The sequence below is a fragment of the Clostridium sp. NSJ-145 genome (assembly GCF_021044725.1).
GTDB lineage: Bacteria > Bacillota > Clostridia > Clostridiales > Clostridiaceae > Clostridium > Clostridium disporicum_B.
Genome location: NZ_JAJNOS010000007.1, coordinates 126,683 through 144,727 on the forward strand (window position 1 = coordinate 126,683; position 18,045 = coordinate 144,727).

The 18,045-nt window shown below is 28.6% G+C and carries 16 protein-coding genes and 1 other annotated feature; of the genes, 9 read left to right on the forward strand and 7 right to left on the reverse strand.

The window, feature by feature from the left end:
• Positions 1–24 precede the first annotated feature (24 nt).
• Both LQE93_RS08055 and argS read right to left on the reverse strand, forming a co-directional pair.
• Positions 25–1,143: an AI-2E family transporter gene (locus LQE93_RS08055; RefSeq protein ID WP_055267540.1), complete on the reverse strand. Its 1,119-nt coding sequence runs from the start codon at positions 1,141–1,143 to the stop codon at positions 25–27.
• Positions 1,144–1,283: 140 nt separating this feature from the next.
• Positions 1,284–2,975, reverse strand: a complete 1,692-nt coding sequence (argS, locus tag LQE93_RS08060) for an arginine--tRNA ligase (protein ID WP_055267538.1) — start codon at positions 2,973–2,975, stop codon at positions 1,284–1,286.
• A 123-nt stretch (positions 2,976–3,098) separates the two neighbouring features.
• Positions 3,099–3,307, reverse strand: a binding site (T-box leader).
• A gap of 134 nt (positions 3,308–3,441) precedes the next feature.
• Between argS and LQE93_RS08065 the strand changes: the two genes are divergently transcribed.
• Complete coding sequence (locus tag LQE93_RS08065) at positions 3,442–4,947, forward strand: Ppx/GppA phosphatase family protein (RefSeq protein ID WP_186838883.1); 1,506 nt, start codon at positions 3,442–3,444, stop codon at positions 4,945–4,947.
• 57 nt (positions 4,948–5,004) lie between these two features.
• On the opposite strand, the gene LQE93_RS08070 is transcribed toward LQE93_RS08065, so the two are convergent.
• Together LQE93_RS08070 and LQE93_RS08075 are read right to left on the reverse strand one after the other, a co-directional pair.
• Positions 5,005–5,652, reverse strand: a complete 648-nt coding sequence (locus tag LQE93_RS08070; RefSeq protein ID WP_055267534.1) for a site-2 protease family protein — start codon at positions 5,650–5,652, stop codon at positions 5,005–5,007.
• Positions 5,653–5,789: 137 nt separating this feature from the next.
• Complete coding sequence (locus LQE93_RS08075) at positions 5,790–7,229, reverse strand: LCP family protein (RefSeq protein WP_055267532.1); 1,440 nt, start codon at positions 7,227–7,229, stop codon at positions 5,790–5,792.
• A gap of 416 nt (positions 7,230–7,645) precedes the next feature.
• Between LQE93_RS08075 and rocF the strand changes: the two genes are divergently transcribed.
• Together rocF and LQE93_RS08085 are read left to right on the forward strand one after the other, a co-directional pair.
• Complete coding sequence (gene rocF / locus LQE93_RS08080) at positions 7,646–8,545, forward strand: arginase (RefSeq protein ID WP_055267530.1); 900 nt, start codon at positions 7,646–7,648, stop codon at positions 8,543–8,545.
• A 94-nt stretch (positions 8,546–8,639) separates the two neighbouring features.
• Positions 8,640–9,272, forward strand: a complete 633-nt coding sequence (locus LQE93_RS08085) for a 3'-5' exonuclease (RefSeq protein ID WP_055267528.1) — start codon at positions 8,640–8,642, stop codon at positions 9,270–9,272.
• 237 nt (positions 9,273–9,509) lie between these two features.
• On the opposite strand, the gene LQE93_RS08090 is transcribed toward LQE93_RS08085, so the two are convergent.
• The gene (locus LQE93_RS08090) at positions 9,510–10,829 is read right to left on the reverse strand and encodes a CapA family protein (protein WP_231072943.1); all 1,320 of its coding nucleotides are present in this window, start codon (positions 10,827–10,829) and stop codon (positions 9,510–9,512) included.
• A gap of 227 nt (positions 10,830–11,056) precedes the next feature.
• The gene (gene pflA / locus LQE93_RS08095; protein ID WP_055267524.1) at positions 11,057–11,758 is read right to left on the reverse strand and encodes a pyruvate formate-lyase-activating protein; all 702 of its coding nucleotides are present in this window, start codon (positions 11,756–11,758) and stop codon (positions 11,057–11,059) included.
• Positions 11,759–12,231: 473 nt separating this feature from the next.
• On the opposite strand from pflA, the gene LQE93_RS08100 reads away from it, so the two are divergent.
• From LQE93_RS08100 to LQE93_RS08125, 6 genes are all read left to right on the forward strand, one after another.
• Positions 12,232–12,771, forward strand: coding sequence for a helix-turn-helix domain-containing protein (locus LQE93_RS08100; protein ID WP_055267522.1), 540 nt, complete (start codon positions 12,232–12,234; stop codon positions 12,769–12,771).
• 23 nt (positions 12,772–12,794) lie between these two features.
• The gene (potA, locus tag LQE93_RS08105) at positions 12,795–13,838 is read left to right on the forward strand and encodes a spermidine/putrescine ABC transporter ATP-binding protein (protein ID WP_055267520.1); all 1,044 of its coding nucleotides are present in this window, start codon (positions 12,795–12,797) and stop codon (positions 13,836–13,838) included.
• 2 nt (positions 13,839–13,840) lie between these two features.
• Positions 13,841–14,692, forward strand: a complete 852-nt coding sequence (locus tag LQE93_RS08110) for an ABC transporter permease (protein WP_055267518.1) — start codon at positions 13,841–13,843, stop codon at positions 14,690–14,692.
• The gene (locus LQE93_RS08115; RefSeq protein WP_055267516.1) at positions 14,686–15,498 is read left to right on the forward strand and encodes an ABC transporter permease; all 813 of its coding nucleotides are present in this window, start codon (positions 14,686–14,688) and stop codon (positions 15,496–15,498) included. Before LQE93_RS08110 ends, LQE93_RS08115 begins: the two co-directional genes overlap by 7 nt.
• The gene (locus LQE93_RS08120; protein ID WP_231072945.1) at positions 15,485–16,546 is read left to right on the forward strand and encodes an ABC transporter substrate-binding protein; all 1,062 of its coding nucleotides are present in this window, start codon (positions 15,485–15,487) and stop codon (positions 16,544–16,546) included. Before LQE93_RS08115 ends, LQE93_RS08120 begins: the two co-directional genes overlap by 14 nt.
• A 180-nt stretch (positions 16,547–16,726) precedes the next feature.
• Positions 16,727–16,999, forward strand: a complete 273-nt coding sequence (locus tag LQE93_RS08125) for an acylphosphatase (protein WP_055267512.1) — start codon at positions 16,727–16,729, stop codon at positions 16,997–16,999.
• Positions 17,000–17,027: 28 nt separating this feature from the next.
• Here LQE93_RS08125 and LQE93_RS16880 read toward each other — a convergent pair whose 3' ends face one another.
• On the reverse strand, positions 17,028–17,975 hold the full coding sequence (locus LQE93_RS16880) for a glycoside hydrolase family 73 protein (protein ID WP_084759040.1): 948 nt from the start codon (positions 17,973–17,975) through the stop codon (positions 17,028–17,030).
• Positions 17,976–18,045: the final 70 nt, after the last annotated feature.

The window sequence follows — 18,045 nt, forward strand, 5'->3', positions numbered from 1 at the left end:
AAAGGAGTCCATACACTCCTTTTTTTATACTTTTTCAATATTCTTTATTACTTCTTTATTCTTTTCTAATAGCTTTGAATAGTAAAACTTCATTGTAGCTGCTGTTGGAGATGCAAGTAACATTCCAATAGGTCCAAAGAATCCTCCACCAATCACTACTGCATATATAATCCAGAATGGTCTAACCCCAACTTTACTTCCTATAAGCTTAGGATCTAAATACCAACCATCAAACATCTGTAATGCAAATAACGTTAAGAACACTACTAAACCTTTAGTCGGAGAAACAAATATATTTATAAAAAATCCTACTATCTCTCCTATAAAAGGCCCAAAATAAGGTATCATATTAGTTATACCAACAATTATAGAAAGCAATAAAGCATACTCTGATTTTACTATAGTTAACAATATAAATGCCATTATCCCTATTATAGTTGAATCTATAGCTTTTATTCCTATATATGTACCTATCATATTGTTATATATTCTACCAAATTCAATAACTTGTTTTGCCCTCTTCTCTTTTAACACTAGTACTAAGACTCTCTTCCAGTCATTTATAAGTTTATCTTTATCTGATAAAACATAAATAGATACTAAGAATCCTAGAACTACTTTAACAAGTTGTGAGGATAAATTAAATAAAGTATTAAATGAACCTTCTAATAAATTCATTAAAACATATCCTATTTTTTCTATATATGACTGTATTGTACCTAATGTACCAGTAGAATTAATTAATCCATTAATATTATCGTTGCTAACTATATCATTTAAGAATCTCTGAGCTGAATCTATATAACCTGGCACCTTATTAATCATATCTCTAATACTATCAATTAAACTCGGTATTCCATATATTGATATAATTGCGATTATCGTAATAAACAATATATAAGTTACAGCTATTGCAAGACTTCTTCTCATTTTCGTTTTTGATTCAATTATCTTTACTATAGGATTTAATACATATGCTATTACTATTCCATATATAAATGACATTGATAACGAAATTATTTTTCCTAGAGTGCTTGTTATGTCATCTAGGTACCCGAACAATTTAAATGCTAAAATACTAAAAACTACTATCCATAATGCAGCTACCACTGCATCTTTATACTTATTGTTCTTCAAAAACACGTTCTTTGTGCCTCCTTTCATTTTACTCTTTGATTATAACAGAATTTATCCTTCCGATAATAAACTTTCTGTTATCTTTTTGTTAATATCATAAATTAACAAAAGTAGAAGCTATTTAGCATAGCTCCTACTTTCAAATCCTACATTTTTTCTACTACTTCTATACCTATTAATTCTAATCCATTTTTAATTACTTGACATGTAGATTTTACTAGCGCTAATCTAGCTGCCATTAAACTCTTATCTTCTAAATTTAACACTGAATGATTATTGTAGAATTTATTAAATGTCTTAGCCACTTCAATAACATATCTAGTAACAACTGATGGTTCTAATTTTTCAATAGCTAAATGAATGTTTTTACCAAAACTTTCTAATGCTTTAACTAATTCAAATTCTTCTTTAGAATTTAACTTTGTAAAGTCTGGAGCTTCATTTACTTCACCAGCTCTAGTTAATATACTATTTGCTCTTGCATAAGAATATTGAACATACGGACCTGTTTCCCCTTCAAATGAAAGCATTTCTTTCCAATCAAAAACTATATCCTTCTCTCTTGAGTTCTTAAGATAAGTAAATACTACTGCTCCTACCCCTATCTTTTTAGCTACTTCCTCTTTATTTTCAAGGTTTGGATTCTTTTCATTTATTACTTCTAAAGTCTTATCTATTGATTCTCTTATTAAGTCATCAAGAAGTATAACTTCACCTTTTCTAGTTGATAATTTTCTATCAGCAAACTTAACTAATCCAAATCCAACATGCACACAATCCTTAGCCCATTCGTGCCCTGCAAGCTCTAATACCTTAAATACTTGTTTAAAATGTAATGCTTGTGGAGTTCCCACTACATATATACACTTATAAAAGTCGTACTTATTCTTTCTATACATAGCAGCTGCTAAGTCTCTTGTAGCATATATAGATGCCCCATCAGCCTTTAAAACTATACATGGAGGCATATTGTATTCATCAAGCATTACAACTTGAGCTCCATTACTTTCAACTAGTAAACCTTTATCTCTTAGCTCATTTACAACTACATCCATCTTATCGTTATAAAAAGCTTCACCTGCATACGAATCAAACTTAACATTAAATATATCATATACTCTTTGGAATTCTTTTAAGCTTAAATTTCTAAATCTTTCCCATAAAGCTTCTGCTTCTTTGTCTCCATCTTCTAAAGCTTTAAAATATGCTCTTCCTTCATCTTCTAAAGATGGATCTTTCTCAGCTTCATCATGGAATTTAACATAGATTCTTAAAAGTTCTGCTATTGCATCTTTTTCTAGAGCCTCTTCATTACCCCATCTTTTATAAGCAGATATAAGCTTACCAAATTGAGTTCCCCAATCTCCTAAGTGATTTATACCTTCAACTGTATAGCCTTCTTTTTTAAATAGTTTATATAAAGAATTCCCTATAGCTGTTGTAAATAAATGTCCTACATGGAACGGCTTAGCTATATTAGGAGATGAATATTCAACACATACTGTCTTTCCTTCACCTATATTTGAGCTTCCATAAGAATCACCTTCAGCAAGTATTTTTTCTATTGTATTCTTAGTAAACGTCCCTTTATCAACAAAAAAGTTTAAGTAAGGTCCTAAGCTTTCTATTTTTTCAAAACCTTCCTTATCTAATTTTTCCTTTAACTCTTCTGCTATCATATTAGGCGCTTTTCTAAAAGCCTTAGCTAATTGGAAACATGGGAAAGCAAAATCTCCCATCTCTGGCTTTGGTGGAATTTCTATTAACTTTTCTATGCTTTCTATATCCATATCTACTTCTGTTTTTATAAGTTCTGCAACTTTCTTTTTATAATCCATAAAACTACCTCCAACATTTATTATCACAATAATATTTTAAATTTTCAAAGTACTCTAAGTTCTTCAAAAAAATTGTTATACTTTCTATTATTCCCTTAAAATAAAAAAAACCATCTCCATAAATAAAGAGACGGATATTCCGCGGTACCACTCTAATTGCATTTTTATTCAATGCCACCTCGACGCTTTAACGCAGCTACTACGGTTTATCCTACTTAATTCGGTAAACTTCTCCAAGGCTCTATTTCCTTTAATATATCTTATGAACCTTACACCATCGTTCACTCGCTTTAAGACTTAACTAAAGTACTTTTCCTCTTCATAGAATTTCTTTTTTCATTTTATTATAACTAATAAAAAGATTTTTTGTCAATAAATCATAAATTTTTATTTGAACTTATATAAAATTAAATGTACAATAAGATAATGTAATATATAAATTTAATGAGATAAGAAAAGGTGCGTTATGGTTAAAATTGGAATTATTCATATAAGTTCAAGTTCACTTAGACTTGTACTTGCAGAAATTGAAGAAATCGGGTATTTCAGAGTTGTAGATGAATTAAAAACCCCAATGAAGATTTGCTACAATTTAAATAATACTTGTAAGGTATGTAATGAAAAATTGCATTATATAATTTCCACATTAAAAACTTACGAGTCTTTATGTCTAGCTAGTGGCACTTCGAATATAATTGCTATAGCAACAAATTCATTCAACCAAATTTGTGACAACGAAATCATAGTTAAATCACTTAAGGATAACTTCGATTTAGACTTAAGAATATTAACTCCAAAAGAAGAAATATATTATAACTATTTAGGAATAGTAAAAAGCCTAAATGTAGAAAACTCTCTTGTTGTTGAAATAACTGGTACTTCAACAAATTTAACCTGGGTTAAAGATGGTAATATCGAAGAATGGTCAGTACTACCTTTTGGTAATATTAATTTAACATATAATTATGGATTAAACGATAGAATTTTATCTGATTCTATAGATGAATGTAATTCTTTCATAAGTAATCACTTAAAAGATGTTGATTGGTTAAATAATTCTTTTGAGTCGATAATTCTTATAGGAGATGTAGGTCGTAATATAGCTAAAATAGATAAAAAACGTAGACGTTATCCTTTTGATAATTTTAATAACTATGAATTATTAGATAATGAAATACATGAACTTTATAACATGGTAAAATCTAAAGATTTAAGACAACGTCGTAAGATAGAGGGTCTTGAGCAAGATATGGCTGATACAATATTTACTTCTTTAGCAATATTCCATAATATTTCTGATTTAGTGAGCTCAAGATATATAAAGATATCTAATCATTCATTAAGAGAAGGTATACTTTATGAATTCCTAGATAATAATTATGATGTAATTCATGATATATTAGACTATAGTTTATATGGTATACTACATTCATTAAACTGCAATATCGATCACGCTAATCAAGTTTATAAAATAACTTTAGATTTATTTAACGCTTTAAAACCATTACATCACTTAGATGATAATTATTTAAATATATTAAAAACTAGTTCACTACTTCATGATTGTGGTATAAGTATTAATTATTTACAGCATCATAAACATTCTTTTTATATAATTCTTAACTCTTATATAAATGTTCTAAATCATAAAGAGTTATTAATGAGCGCTGCTATTGCCGCATCACATAGATTTAATAATTATCAAATACCAGTTCCTCAATTCTCATCTATAATCAATAAGCTTGATTTAAAAGCTATATATGAAATTGGAGCTTTATTAAAGATTGCAGAAGGATTAGATAGAAGCCTAGTTTCTTCTGTTAAAGATGTTGAAGTAACACTTAATGATGAAGAAGTTATTATTCTCCTATCTTCACCACTTAATTTAGATGTAGAAATTCATCAAGCATTAAGAGCTAGAGATTTCTTTAGAGAAGTATACGATAGAGATTTAATAATACGTAAAAAGTAAGTAAAAATTAAATGCCCTTATTAAAACATAAGGGCATTTAAACTACTTACTTTTTTATTATATAAAGCTAAATATAAAGCTTACAATATATAAAAAGAAGTTAATTATATATGAAGAAACCATTGATAGTATTCCTCTACCAAGCACTATAACTAACATTAATATTATTAACTGATATTGATATATTTTATCCGCATACTTATAAAAATTCTTTGGTGATATTGCTCTAAATATATCAAATCCAGCTAAGCCAGGAAGTGGAAGTAGCGTAAATATAGCTAGCCCAACATTTACTGTAACTATAGCTCCTAACATTCCTGCTATTACAACAAATATACTGCCAGGAAGCCACATAAACAACTTATTAAATAAAACATATATTATTGCCCCTAAAAAACCTACTATCAAATTCGCTAAAGGTGGTGCTATTGCAACCTTAATTGAATCTTTATAACCTCTTTTAAAAGCACTTGGATTTGTCTCTACCGGTTTTGTCCAACCAAATCCAACTAAAAGTATCATTAAGAATCCTATAGGATCTAAATGTGCTACTGGGTTTAGCGTTAGTCTACCTTGAAATCTAGGAGTTTTATCGCCCAATCTATCAGCAACAAAAGCTTTTCCATATCCTTGTGCAGTAAATGCAATCATAACTGCTGGAATACTAAGTATAATATTTAGTAATATCCCTCTAAATGAACCCATCTTTTCACCTCGTGTTCTTATTGTTTTAAAGTTATTATATCATATATTAATTATTTTTTTATATTATTAATAAATTTTTAATAAAAAATGGAGATAAATACCTATCTCCATTTACTATTACAATATACTTAATCTTCTTATGTCTGTGGTTGTTCTTGTGATATATCTTCTGGTTGAACTGGATCTGTTGCATTTACAGGTTTATCAGTTCCATCTACAGGTTGTTCTGTGCCTTCACCTGGTTTCTCTATACCTTCATCTGGTTTCTCTGTGCCTTCACCTGGTTGCTCTGTACTTCCACCTGGTTGTTCTGTACCTTCACTTGGTTGCTCTGTGCCTCCACCTGGTTGTTCTGTACTTCCACCCGGTTGCTCCGTACCTTCACTTGGTTGCTCTGTGCTTCCACCTGGTTGTTCTATAGGCTTTTCTTCAACTGGCGGTTTTGTTATTTCCTCTTGTTTTGGTAAATCTTGATCAATATTTTCATAATCTTCTGGATTTATTCCATTTTGACTATTATATATATCTTCATCTGCAGCATATTGAGCTAACTTTTGATATAAAGAATAGTAATCAAATTCATCAGGATTAGGAATTTTATCATTATATATGAAATCATGAAGAATTTGAGCATTTTGCTCTCCATCCATTAAGAATACCCATCCTAAATCCTTATACAATCTTCCCTCAGCAAGTTCTGGCGTTGGTATTTGTAATTGTTCTGTAACTAAAGAAGGGAATTTATATATTGTATAAGCCATATTTAAAGCTTGCAGTGGATCAATGTTAGTTTTTATATAATCTAACATTTTATTCATTATTCCAAGATATTTACTTGGTTTTGTTTCCCTAAGCTTCTCTGCTACCTTCATTAAAACTTCTTGTTGTCTAGCAGTTCTTTCAAACTCATCACCTGTATTGTATCTTATTCTTGCATAAGATAATGCTTGTTTTCCATTTAAAACTTGCAATCCTGTTTGCGTTACTGGACAATCATTTCCGCCAGTAGATTCTCCAATGTACTTATTAAGTTCTTCAAGTTGATAATCTTTTACATCAACTTCTATTCCACCAATTTGATCTATTATAGCTTCAAATCCCCAGAAATTAATTACTACATATTTATCTATATGTATATCGTATGTATCATTTATAGTCTCTAAAAGTAAACTTGGACCACCTAAAGCATAAGCTGCATTTAACTTTTGCTCTCCATACCCAGGAATATTTACTAAGGTATCTCTAAATAATGATGTTAATTTAATTTTTTTAGTATTATTATCTAAAGTCGCAATTATTATAGAATCTGATCTTGACTGTTCATCTAAAGTCCTTGCATCTGTACCAATAAGCAATACATTGGTTATTCCAGGTACTTCTTGATACTCACTATCTTTTATAGAATTAGAATTATCATTACTATATATTTTACCTCTGACATAAAGATATCCGCCTAATAAAAGCATAATAATTGCTATTAAAACAGATATAGTAGATACAATTATTTTCTTCCTATTTGACCACTTTTTTCTCTTATCTTTATTCTGCCTTCTTTTAACTGTATTATCTTCACTCATTATTAAACCTCCATAATTAATAACTATAAATTTACGTATTAATTATAATTTTGAAACTTTTTACTTTTTACTTTTCTTCATAATTATTTTGTGAACAAATTAAAGTATTTATTATATTCTTAGTATATATTATCACATTTTTCACAAAAAAACTTAATAACAATATGAATTCTTTATAAATTTTACATTTATCGATTTAAAAAATATTATTTAGCCATTTTTAATCGGAAAAAAAATCCTAAATTTCTTAATTTTCTATCGTTTTCTTAATATTTTAATGGGCAGAATATTAGTATAAGGAATATATTATTACGGATAAATTACTATATTTTTTAAATTATTGTTTACTTCTAAAACTTTAAGTATTAATATATATTTATTGTTTTAAAAAATAAGTTGTTTATTGGAGGTTTTTTATGGATATAAGTATTATTGGAATGCCTCTTTTTTATGGTTGCGATAGACCCGGTGTAGAAAAGGGACCTGACATTTTAAGAGAAAACAACCTTGATAAAATATTAGGAAAGAATCATTATGTTACTGATTTAGGTAACATTGATGTGGATTATATAGAGTCAAAGGACAAGTTCTTAGAAAATGATAAATTAAAATATTTAAAACAAGTAGTTGATGCAAATAATAGACTTGCCTCTAAAGTATATGAAGCATTAACAAACAACACTTTACCTTTTATTATTGGCGGTGATCATTCATTAGCTTTAGGCTCAATTGCAGGTTCAAGTAAATATTACGGTAATGATTTAGGCGTAATATGGATAGATGCTCATGGAGATATTAATACAGAAACAACTTCTCCTTCTGGCAATATTCACGGAATGCCATTAGCTGCATCTATGGGGATTGGTTATGAAAAATTAACTTCAATTTTTTTTGATGATTTTAAAGTTAAACCTGAAAATGTATTTATTATAGCATGTAGAGACTTAGATCAAGGTGAAGTTGAATTGATAGAAAAACTTAAAATAAATGTTTGGAATATAGATGATATACAAAATGGTAATTTAGATCAAATTATCGCTGATTTACTATCTATGATTAAAGAAAATAATATAAAAAATATTCATCTTTCTTATGATATAGACTGTTTAGATCCTGAATATGTTCCCGGCACTGGTACTCCAGTAGAAAATGGCTTAACTTTTGAAGAAAGTAAAAAACTTCTTAAATCAATTTTAGGTACAAGCTTGGTTAAATCTATAGATTTTGTTGAGTATAATCCAGAATTAGATTTAAATAACAAAACAAAAGAAACTTGTATTGAGCTTTTAAATATAATTTCTGCTGAATTAAAATAAGATTTATAAGAAACTTCTTTTAGGAGTTTCTTATTTGTTTTTAAAAAGATATATGATATTATTAAACATATATCTTTTTATTTTGGAGGAAATAATGAAATTACTTTTTTTCGATACTGAAACTACTAGCGTAAAACCAGGTAATATATGCCAATTAAGTTATATAACTGTAGATACTTCAACTAAACCACAAACTACTATAGGTAAGAATTTTTTCTTTACAGTTGATGAAATGGATGAAGGTGCTGAAGCTATTCATGGATTTTCTTTAGAAAAATTATATGAATTATCAGATGGTCTTGAATTTTTTGATCAAATCCAAGAATTTATGAAAGACTTCTTTGATGCTGACTTTGTAATAGGTCATAATGTTCAATTTGATGTTAAATTCTTAAAACATGAAGTAGACTCACTTTATCAAGCTGGCATGATAGATACCAATTGGGAACCAAAAAGAACTTTCTGTACTATGGCTTATTATAAACCTATATGTAATATACCATCTGCTAATGGAAATGGTATTAAAAACCCTAAACTTTCTGAAGTTATAAACTTTTTAGGAATTTCTGATGAAACAATAGCAGCTAAAGCTGATGAATTATTCCAAGGAAGTGGAAATTACCATGATGCTAGATTCGATACAGCTGCGGTATATTTACTTGTTATAGAGGGTATGAAAAAGAAACTTATTAAACCTGGATTTTTTTCAAACCAACTAAATAGCTAATCACCTTAAGTTATACATACTTTTAAAATGCTGTTCGCAAAGCTCACAGGTAAAAAGTCAAATACATGGAAATAAAAAGGCTACTATCGTAGTAGGGAAAAGTTAACTTAAGTAATAGCTAAAAGTACTAATATATACTTTGCACTATTGCCACAATCAATGTTTTCCCTGTCACGTCAGTAACCTTTTTCTTTTTAAATTAAGTCAAGCCTTTTCCTAAATTTCTCAGCAATTTATTTAATTACCACTCCACACTTCTATACTATCATTATAACTTTCTACAATTCCAAATGTTCTATCAAAGGATTCATCTACTCTTATAGTTTGATAGTAATCCAAATAATCAGCTTCATTCTCCGTAGCTGGAACTACCTGATAACAATAATTTCCATTAAAGATATTTAACTTTACCCATGTAGGGATATATTGCGGTACATCAACTGTAACTTCGCCAGTTTTAAAATTCTTAGTTATATTAACAGATACCATTAATCCATCTTCAGTATAAGGGTTACCTATACTTTCTGTTCTCTGACTAGATATAAAATTTCCTAGGGAATATATTACCGCAGTACTATGGTTACCGTCATCTGATTCTAGAATATCTATAGGTTGAATTGTATGCGGATGGTCTCCGAAAATTATATCAACACCTTCATTAGCCAAAAACTGTGCTATTGTTAGTTGACTTTCATTTGGTTCTAACTGATATTCTTCTCCCCAATGCATATAAAATACTATTACATCTACCCCATCATCTTTCATTTTATCTATTTCCTTTTTCATTTCTAAAAGGTCATTGTCTAAATCATATGGATTAAAAGTATTCATTAAGCTATATAAATTATCAGGAATAGGTATTCCATTTAATCCTCTAGCTTCCTCATAAGCATCTGTAGTGTATCCATAGGCTGTAATTCCAACTTTTATATCTTTCACTTCTTTTATAATATATCTTGAGTCTTTTTCGCTATCTCTTGTTCCTATAACATCAAAACCTTTTTCTTTTAACACTTCTCTAGTACGGATAAAACCATATTCTCCTTTATCTAGTGAATGGTTACTCATATTACTAATTATATCTACTCCAGATTTTTTTAATGAATCTGCTAATTCATCTGGAGTGTTAAAACAAGGATATCCTGAGTATCCACTTTCTTCTCCTGCTAAAGTAGTCTCTAAGTTTGCTATAGTTAAATCAGCTTTGCTTAAATAATCTTTTATTAATTCAAAATTATAATCAAAATTATAAGTATCGTTACTCCAATCATACATAGCTTGTACAATATCTATATGCATTAACAAATCTCCTACAGCCATTATTTCTATAGTTTCAATTCGTTCGTCTTCTATTTCATCTTTTTTTATTATTTCTTCATCAAACTTAATAGTTTCATCATTAGTTTCATTTGAATTATAATTAGTTGCTTCATCTGAGTAAGTCGCTATATTCTTATTTTCACTTCTGTTTATATCTTTATAAATAATTATTCCGATTAAGCCTATTACAATAACAAAAAAAATACTTCTATAAATCATTTTAATTTTACTTTTCATATATTTCACCTCTAGTAAAATTATAATTCTTTACAGCTTTATTTTCCATTATTTTACATTTGTTTTTTCTTATATATTTCTACATTTCACACTAAATGTTTACAATATTTTATAATAACTATATACAAAGTATCATTTATATTTTTAATAATTACGGATATAATAAAAAATATACTTATTTATAAAAAAAGAGATGTACTTATCGTACATCTCCTTTTACAATACAATTATAAAAATTTATATAATTCCTTACATTTTTCCTTATCCATAGCTGGAATTCCTTCTAGTCTATATTTTATTCCCATAGTTTCATACTTACTTATACCTAAAAGATGATATGGTAATAATTCTACCTTTTCAACATTTTCAAGAGTTCTTATGAAATCCCCAAGATTCCTAATATACTCTTCACTATCTGTAATACCTGGAACTACAACTTGTCTTATCCACAACTTAGTACCACACTTTTTGCAAGCTTCTAAGAATTTTAAACTTTCATCAATATCACTACCTGCTAGATCCTTATATCCTTCTTTAGTAAGATGTTTAACATCAAAAAGTACTAAATCAACATATTTTAATATTTCTTCATAATTTCCAAAACCAACTCCAGAAGTATCTAACGTAGTATGTATATTCTTGTCCTTACATAATTTTAATGCTTCTATTAAAAATTCTGGTTGTCTTAAAGGATCTCCCCCTGAAAATGTTATTCCTCCTCCAGATCTTTCAAAATAACTTCTAAATCTTGAAACCTTATTTATTAATTCTTCAGGAGTCATAAGTAATTCTCCTTCACCTGACCAAGTATCAGGATTATGACAATATTTACATCTCAATGCACATCCTTGCATAAACACAACTACTCTAATTCCTGGCCCATCAACTAATCCCATACTTTCTATGGAATGTATTTTTCCCTTTATCATTTTCAACCTCCTGATAAATATATTAGTTCAATTAACTTTTCACATTAATATCCATATATTTTTGTTTATATATATCAAAATTATACACTTTTTATCACCTTTTGTTAATGTAATTTATTCCCACGATATTTCTTGCTGTTAATTCTACCTAAACAACATTTTTTTCCTTTTAACTATATAACTTTGATTTTTACTTGACATTTTGATAATATCATTATTCCCGATTTTTAACACTTTTTTCTTTTTCTTAGTTATACTAAACTTTTAATGCAATATTTTTAAACTCCAAATACCTCATATTCCATTAAACCCTTTCAACTCAACGTTTTTCATTGATATTTTTTTAATTTTTTTTTAACAAAAACATTGCTTTTCTTCCACATTATATATATAATACTATTTGTTTGTTTAGTAATTTTAAACCTTTAGTTTAGTAATAGTTACTAAACTTTTTTGTAGTAGGAGGTGAAAATATGGAGATAGGTGAAAAAATCAAGCGAATGCGAATCGAGAAAGGTCTTACACAAGAGGAGCTAGCTAATAGATGTGAACTTTCAAAAGGATTTATTTCTCAACTTGAAAATGATTTAACATCACCATCTATCGCTACCCTAATAGATATTCTAGAAATATTAGGGACAAACCTTAAAGAATTTTTTAGCGATGATAAAGAAGAAAAAATTACATATACATACGAAGATATGTTTGAAACAGAAAATGAAGAATTAAAATATAGTCTTATGTGGTTGGTGCCAAATGCTCAAAAAAACGAAATGGAACCAATTATGATAACTCTTGAACCTAATGGGCAATATATAGAAGAAGAACCTCATGAAGGTGAAGAGTTTGGGTATGTTTTATCTGGAAGTATTACCCTACATCTTGGTAAAAAGAAATTTAAAGTAAAGAAAGGTGAAAGTTTTTACTTTAAACCAAGATCAAATCACTATATTTCCAACTCTGGAAAAACTCCAGCAAAGGTGATTTGGATTAGTACTCCACCATCATTTTAGCATTAAGAAAGAGGTGTTTTATTTTGAGTCAAAACATTATTGAATTAAAAGAAATTTCTAAAACATACGGAGAGAATAAAGTTTTAAATAACCTTTCATTAAATATAAAGAAAAATGAATTTTTAACTCTTTTAGGACCTAGTGGTTGTGGTAAAACAACAACACTTAAAATAATAGCAGGTTTCGAAAATGCTGATGAAGGTGTGGTTCTATTTGCAGATGAAAACATCACAAATCTTCCTCCATATAAAAGAAAGTTAAATACAGTATTCCAAAAGTACGCTTTATTTCCTCATATGAATATATATGAAAACATAGCTTTTGGTTTAAAAATAAAGAAGCTTCCTAAAAATGAGATTGATAAAAAGGTTAAAGAAATGCTAAAACTAGTTGCTCTTGAAGGTTTTGAAAAAAGATCTGTTGAATCATTAAGTGGTGGTCAACAGCAAAGAGTTGCTATAGCTAGAGCTTTAGTAAATGAACCTGAAGTTTTATTATTAGATGAACCACTTGGTGCTCTTGACTTAAAGCTTAGAAAAGAAATGCAAATTGAGCTTAAGAAAATTCAACAAGAGCTTGGAATAACATTTATCTTCGTCACTCATGACCAAGAAGAAGCATTGACTATGTCAGATACTATCGTAGTAATGAATAAAGGGGTAATCCAACAAATGGGTTCACCTGAAGACATTTATAATGAACCAGCTAATGCTTTCGTTGCAGACTTCATAGGTGAAAGTAACATTTTAGATGGAATTATGCTTGAAGACTATAAAGTTGAGTTTTCTAATGTTATATTCCAATGTGTTGATGCAGGATTTGATAAAAATGAAAAAATTGATGTAGTAATAAGACCAGAAGATATTGAAATAACATCTCCTGAAAGTGGAATGTTACAAGGTAAAGTTAATACAGTAACCTTTAAAGGTGTACATTATGAAATTGAAGTTGAAGAAAAAAATCAAAAATGGATAATACATAACACAAAATCTGCTGTAGTTGATAGTATGGTAGGATTAAATATTGATCCTGAAGCTATCCACATAATGAGAAAGGTGTCTGAATAATCATGAAAAAAAACAATGGAAAAAGTATACTTCCAGCAGCACCTTATATTGTTTGGAGTTCACTATTTATTGTAATTCCACTTTTAATAGTAATATTCTTCAGTTTCACAGTAAGTACTTCAGATGGTTATAAATTTTCACTAGAAAATTTTCAGAGATTATTAGATCCAAATTACTTTACAGTCTTTAAAAGAAGTATCTGGCTTGCTCTTAAAGCTACTATAGGTTGTTTAATCCTTGGATATCCTGTAGCATATTTAATTTCTAAGATGAGACCTGGTAAACGTGATATGCTTATAATGCTTTTTATAGTTCCAATGTGGATGAACTTTCTACTTAGAACTTATGCATGGCTCCCTATCTTAGGAAAAAACGGAATTATAAATAATTTCCTTGCTTTTATAGGTGTTGGTAGAATCAATCTTCTATACAATGATTTTGCAGTACTTCTTGGTATGATTTATAATTTCCTTCCATTTATGGTACTTCCTATATACACTGTTCTTACAAAAATGGATAAGGATTTAATAAATGCAGCATCCGATCTTGGTGCAAATAGAGTAAAAGTATTTACAAAAATAATATTCCCATTAAGTATGCCAGGTGTTATATCTGGAATAACAATGGTCTTTATGCCTGCTGTTTCAACTTTCGTAATATCAAGACTTCTTGGTGGTGGTCAATACATGCTACTAGGAAATTTAATAGAACAGCAATACACTACTATGGGTGACTGGAACTTCGGTTCTGCCATAGCTATATTTATGATGATTATAATCTTAATTTCAATGGGTATTATGAACCTATTTGAAAGTTCTGACGATAAAGAAGGAGGAGGAAGCATGTTATGGTAAAAAAACTTGAATCTTTTATAAAGAGATTTTATCTTATTTTAATATTTATCTTTTTATATACACCAATAATAACATTAATGGTTTTCTCCTTTAATGATTCTAAATCTATGGGTAAATGGAATGGCTTTACTCTTAGATGGTATAGTGAGTTATTTCAAAATGCAAGAATAATGAATGCATTAAAGTATACTCTAATAATTGCGGTAGTTGCATCAATAATAGCAACAATTATAGGGACTCTTGCAGCTATAGGAATTCATAGAATGAAAGGACTTCCTAAAAAAACACTGCTTAATATAAACTACTTACCAGTTTTAAATCCAGATATAGTTACTGGTATATCACTTATGAGTTTATTTATATTCCTTAAACCATTATTAAATATAGAATTTGGTTTTTTAACGATGTTATTAGCTCATATTACTTTCAATATACCTTACGTAATATTATCAGTACTACCTAAATTAAAGCAAATGCCTGCAAATATAACAGATGCTGCATTAGATTTAGGCGCAACGCCTGGATATGCTATGAGAAAAATAATATTACCACAAATTAAACCTGGTATATTCGCTGGACTTCTTATGGCATTTACAATGTCTATAGATGACTTTGTAATAAGTTTCTTTACTACAGGTCCTGGAGTAACTAACCTATCAATTGAAATTTACTCTATGGCTAGAAAAGGAATTAACCCTTCAATAAATGCGTTATCTACGCTTATGTTTGTAACAGTATTAATTTTATTATTAATTGTTAATAGAAAAGAATTTACTTCAAGAGGTGGTAAGGTTGAAAAAAATTAAAAAACTAAGTGCTCTTGCAGCTGCTACTGTTCTAACAGCTTCTCTTTTTACTGGCTGCGGAAATAGTAATGTTGGAGAAAATGGAACTATAAACTTCTTTAATGTTGGGGACTACATTGATGAAGCATTAATTCAAAAATTTCAGAAAGAGACTGGAATCAAAGTTAACTACGATACTTACGATACTAATGAAATAATGTATCAAAAGGTAAAAACTAATCCAGGTACTTACGATTTAGTTGTACCATCAGACTACATGGTTCAAAAAATGATTAATGAAGGTCTTGCTGAAAAGATAGATTTTAATAATATACCTAATTATCAATATATAAACCCAGAGTTTAAGGATTTATCTTATGATCCAAACAATGAATATTCTGTACCATATATGTGGGGAACTGTTGGTATATTATATGATACAACTAGAGTTACAGATCCTGTAACTAGCTGGGATATATTATGGGATACTAAATATAATGATGAAATATATATGTTCAACTCTCTTAGAGATGCTTTAGCTGTTGCTTTCTTAAAAGATGGATATTCAATAAATACTACTGACCCATCTCAAATAGAAGATGCTAAAAAGGCTTTAATAGAACAGTTATCTTTAACTAATCCTATATATGTAAATGATGAAGTTAAAGATAATATGATATCTGGAGAAAAAGCTCTTGCTACTGTATGGTCTGGAGATGCAATATACTGTATGGCTTCTAATCCTGATTTAGCTTATGCTATTCCTGAAGAAGGTTCAAATAAATGGGTTGATGCTTTAGTAATACCTAAAGATGCTCCTAATAAAGCAGGCGCTGAAGCATTTATAAACTTCTTATGTGATCCTCAAAATGCTAAAGAAAATGTTGATTATATAGGATATTCAACTCCAAATAAAGCTGCATTCGATCTATTAGATGATGAAACAAAAAATAATCCTGCTGCATATCCTTCAGATGAAGTATTAGATAAATGTGTATTATTTGTTGATCTAGACAAAAGTACATTAAAATTATATGAGGATGCTTTTACAGAAGTATTGTCACAATAAAAAAGAAGCGAATTTTTCGCTTCTTTTTTATTTTAACCCTAGCAATCTAAAGTTAATTTGTATTTTATCAATTTCTTTGAAATTTGAAACGTACAAACTTTTCTTAATATCTTCACTAATATCTTTTATCATTTTTTATGGTATAATTAATAATAAATATTAATAAAAACGGAGGATGCTATGATAAGATACCATGTAATTCTAGATGGAAGAGTCCAAGGTGTAGGATGTAGGTTTTTTTGCCAAATGAATGCAACTTCGCTTTCATTAACTGGTTGGGTTCGAAACTTGGATAACGGTATGGTTGAACTTGAAGTACAAGGTGATGAAAAATCTGTAGATAAATATATTTCAATAATCAGTAAAGGAAATAGATTTATACGAATTGATGATTATTCAATTAAAAAGAAAGATATAGTTTCTAACGAACGTTCTTTTAAAACAACTTACTAACTTCTTAGTACTGCAAAAAAAGTGGCTTTTACAAGCCACTTTTTGCTTTGGAATCAAAAATCATTAGGTTATATTTTTGTATAACATTAATAAGTTTATCTGCATATATTTTTTCTCCGTTCTCATCTTCCGCTGTACTATAACCTGCATTTTCTAAAGCCTGTGCTTGGCTTTTATATTCTTTTCCATCAAACAAACCATTCACCCTATATCTTTCATTTTCATTCAAGAATTCACCATGATCTGCTATGGATTGAAGAATATTATCATACTTTCTAAAATTCGCCTCTATAATATCATCATAATTTTCTTTTGTTGTCATAGTTGCAATAGCTCCATCCCAACGACTATCTGCTTTTATTCCAAATATATTATTATGTTCTAATGCTAACTCAGACTCTCCCCATCCAGATTCTAATATAGCTTGTGCCATTGTTATAGATGGTAAAATACCATAATTATAATAATTATCTAAAGCTGCTGGATATATTTCGTTAATAAATGTCATTTTAGCTTCATCTTTATATAAATCCTTATATAAAGTATTATCATTTATTTCATTTAGAAAAGCTTTTACCTTCTCTTCTTCTTCATTATTTACTTTTAATCTTTCTAAAACCTCATCAACAGTAAATAATGTATATTCACCATTTTCACCATTTTTCAAAAACACTTTTGCTATCTTTGAAACAAGTTCATCTTCTTTACCATCATTAAGCACTTCATTTATAGCCGCAACTTCTTGCCAGTTTACTTGAGCTTTTCCTTCACTAACATTATCTGTCACATCTATATAATATTTTATTTTATCGTAACCTAAAGTATCGAAATCTGTTCTAGTAAAGAATATATTTCTTCCAAACAGTATTAAAGCAGTAAATATAATTACAACTATAAATGGATACAATTTAACCTTCTTTTTTGTTGTTTTATATCCATAGTTATTTATACCATTATATATAAGTTTTTCATTCACATAATCACCTCACATAATAAATATATGATAAAACTATTAAGAATATCTCATATATTTATTAAGAAATTCT

Excerpts from the sequence above, each read along its gene's own strand:
- LQE93_RS08075 (WP_055267532.1), bottom strand. The coding sequence starts at position 7,229 with ATGAGTGAAGATAATACAGTTAAAAGAAGGCAGAATAAAGATAAGAGA.
- LQE93_RS08070 (WP_055267534.1), bottom strand. The coding sequence starts at position 5,652 with ATGGGTTCATTTAGAGGGATATTACTAAATATTATACTTAGTATTCCA.
- argS (WP_055267538.1), bottom strand. The coding sequence starts at position 2,975 with ATGGATTATAAAAAGAAAGTTGCAGAACTTATAAAAACAGAAGTAGAT.
- rocF (WP_055267530.1), top strand. The coding sequence starts at position 7,646 with ATGGATATAAGTATTATTGGAATGCCTCTTTTTTATGGTTGCGATAGA.
- LQE93_RS08065 (WP_186838883.1), top strand. The coding sequence starts at position 3,442 with ATGGTTAAAATTGGAATTATTCATATAAGTTCAAGTTCACTTAGACTT.
- LQE93_RS08100 (WP_055267522.1), top strand. The coding sequence starts at position 12,232 with ATGGAGATAGGTGAAAAAATCAAGCGAATGCGAATCGAGAAAGGTCTT.
- LQE93_RS08125 (WP_055267512.1), top strand. The coding sequence starts at position 16,727 with ATGATAAGATACCATGTAATTCTAGATGGAAGAGTCCAAGGTGTAGGA.
- pflA (WP_055267524.1), bottom strand. The coding sequence starts at position 11,758 with ATGATAAAGGGAAAAATACATTCCATAGAAAGTATGGGATTAGTTGAT.
- LQE93_RS08115 (WP_055267516.1), top strand. The coding sequence starts at position 14,686 with ATGGTAAAAAAACTTGAATCTTTTATAAAGAGATTTTATCTTATTTTA.
- LQE93_RS08090 (WP_231072943.1), bottom strand. The coding sequence starts at position 10,829 with ATGAAAAGTAAAATTAAAATGATTTATAGAAGTATTTTTTTTGTTATT.
- LQE93_RS08085 (WP_055267528.1), top strand. The coding sequence starts at position 8,640 with ATGAAATTACTTTTTTTCGATACTGAAACTACTAGCGTAAAACCAGGT.
- LQE93_RS08110 (WP_055267518.1), top strand. The coding sequence starts at position 13,841 with ATGAAAAAAAACAATGGAAAAAGTATACTTCCAGCAGCACCTTATATT.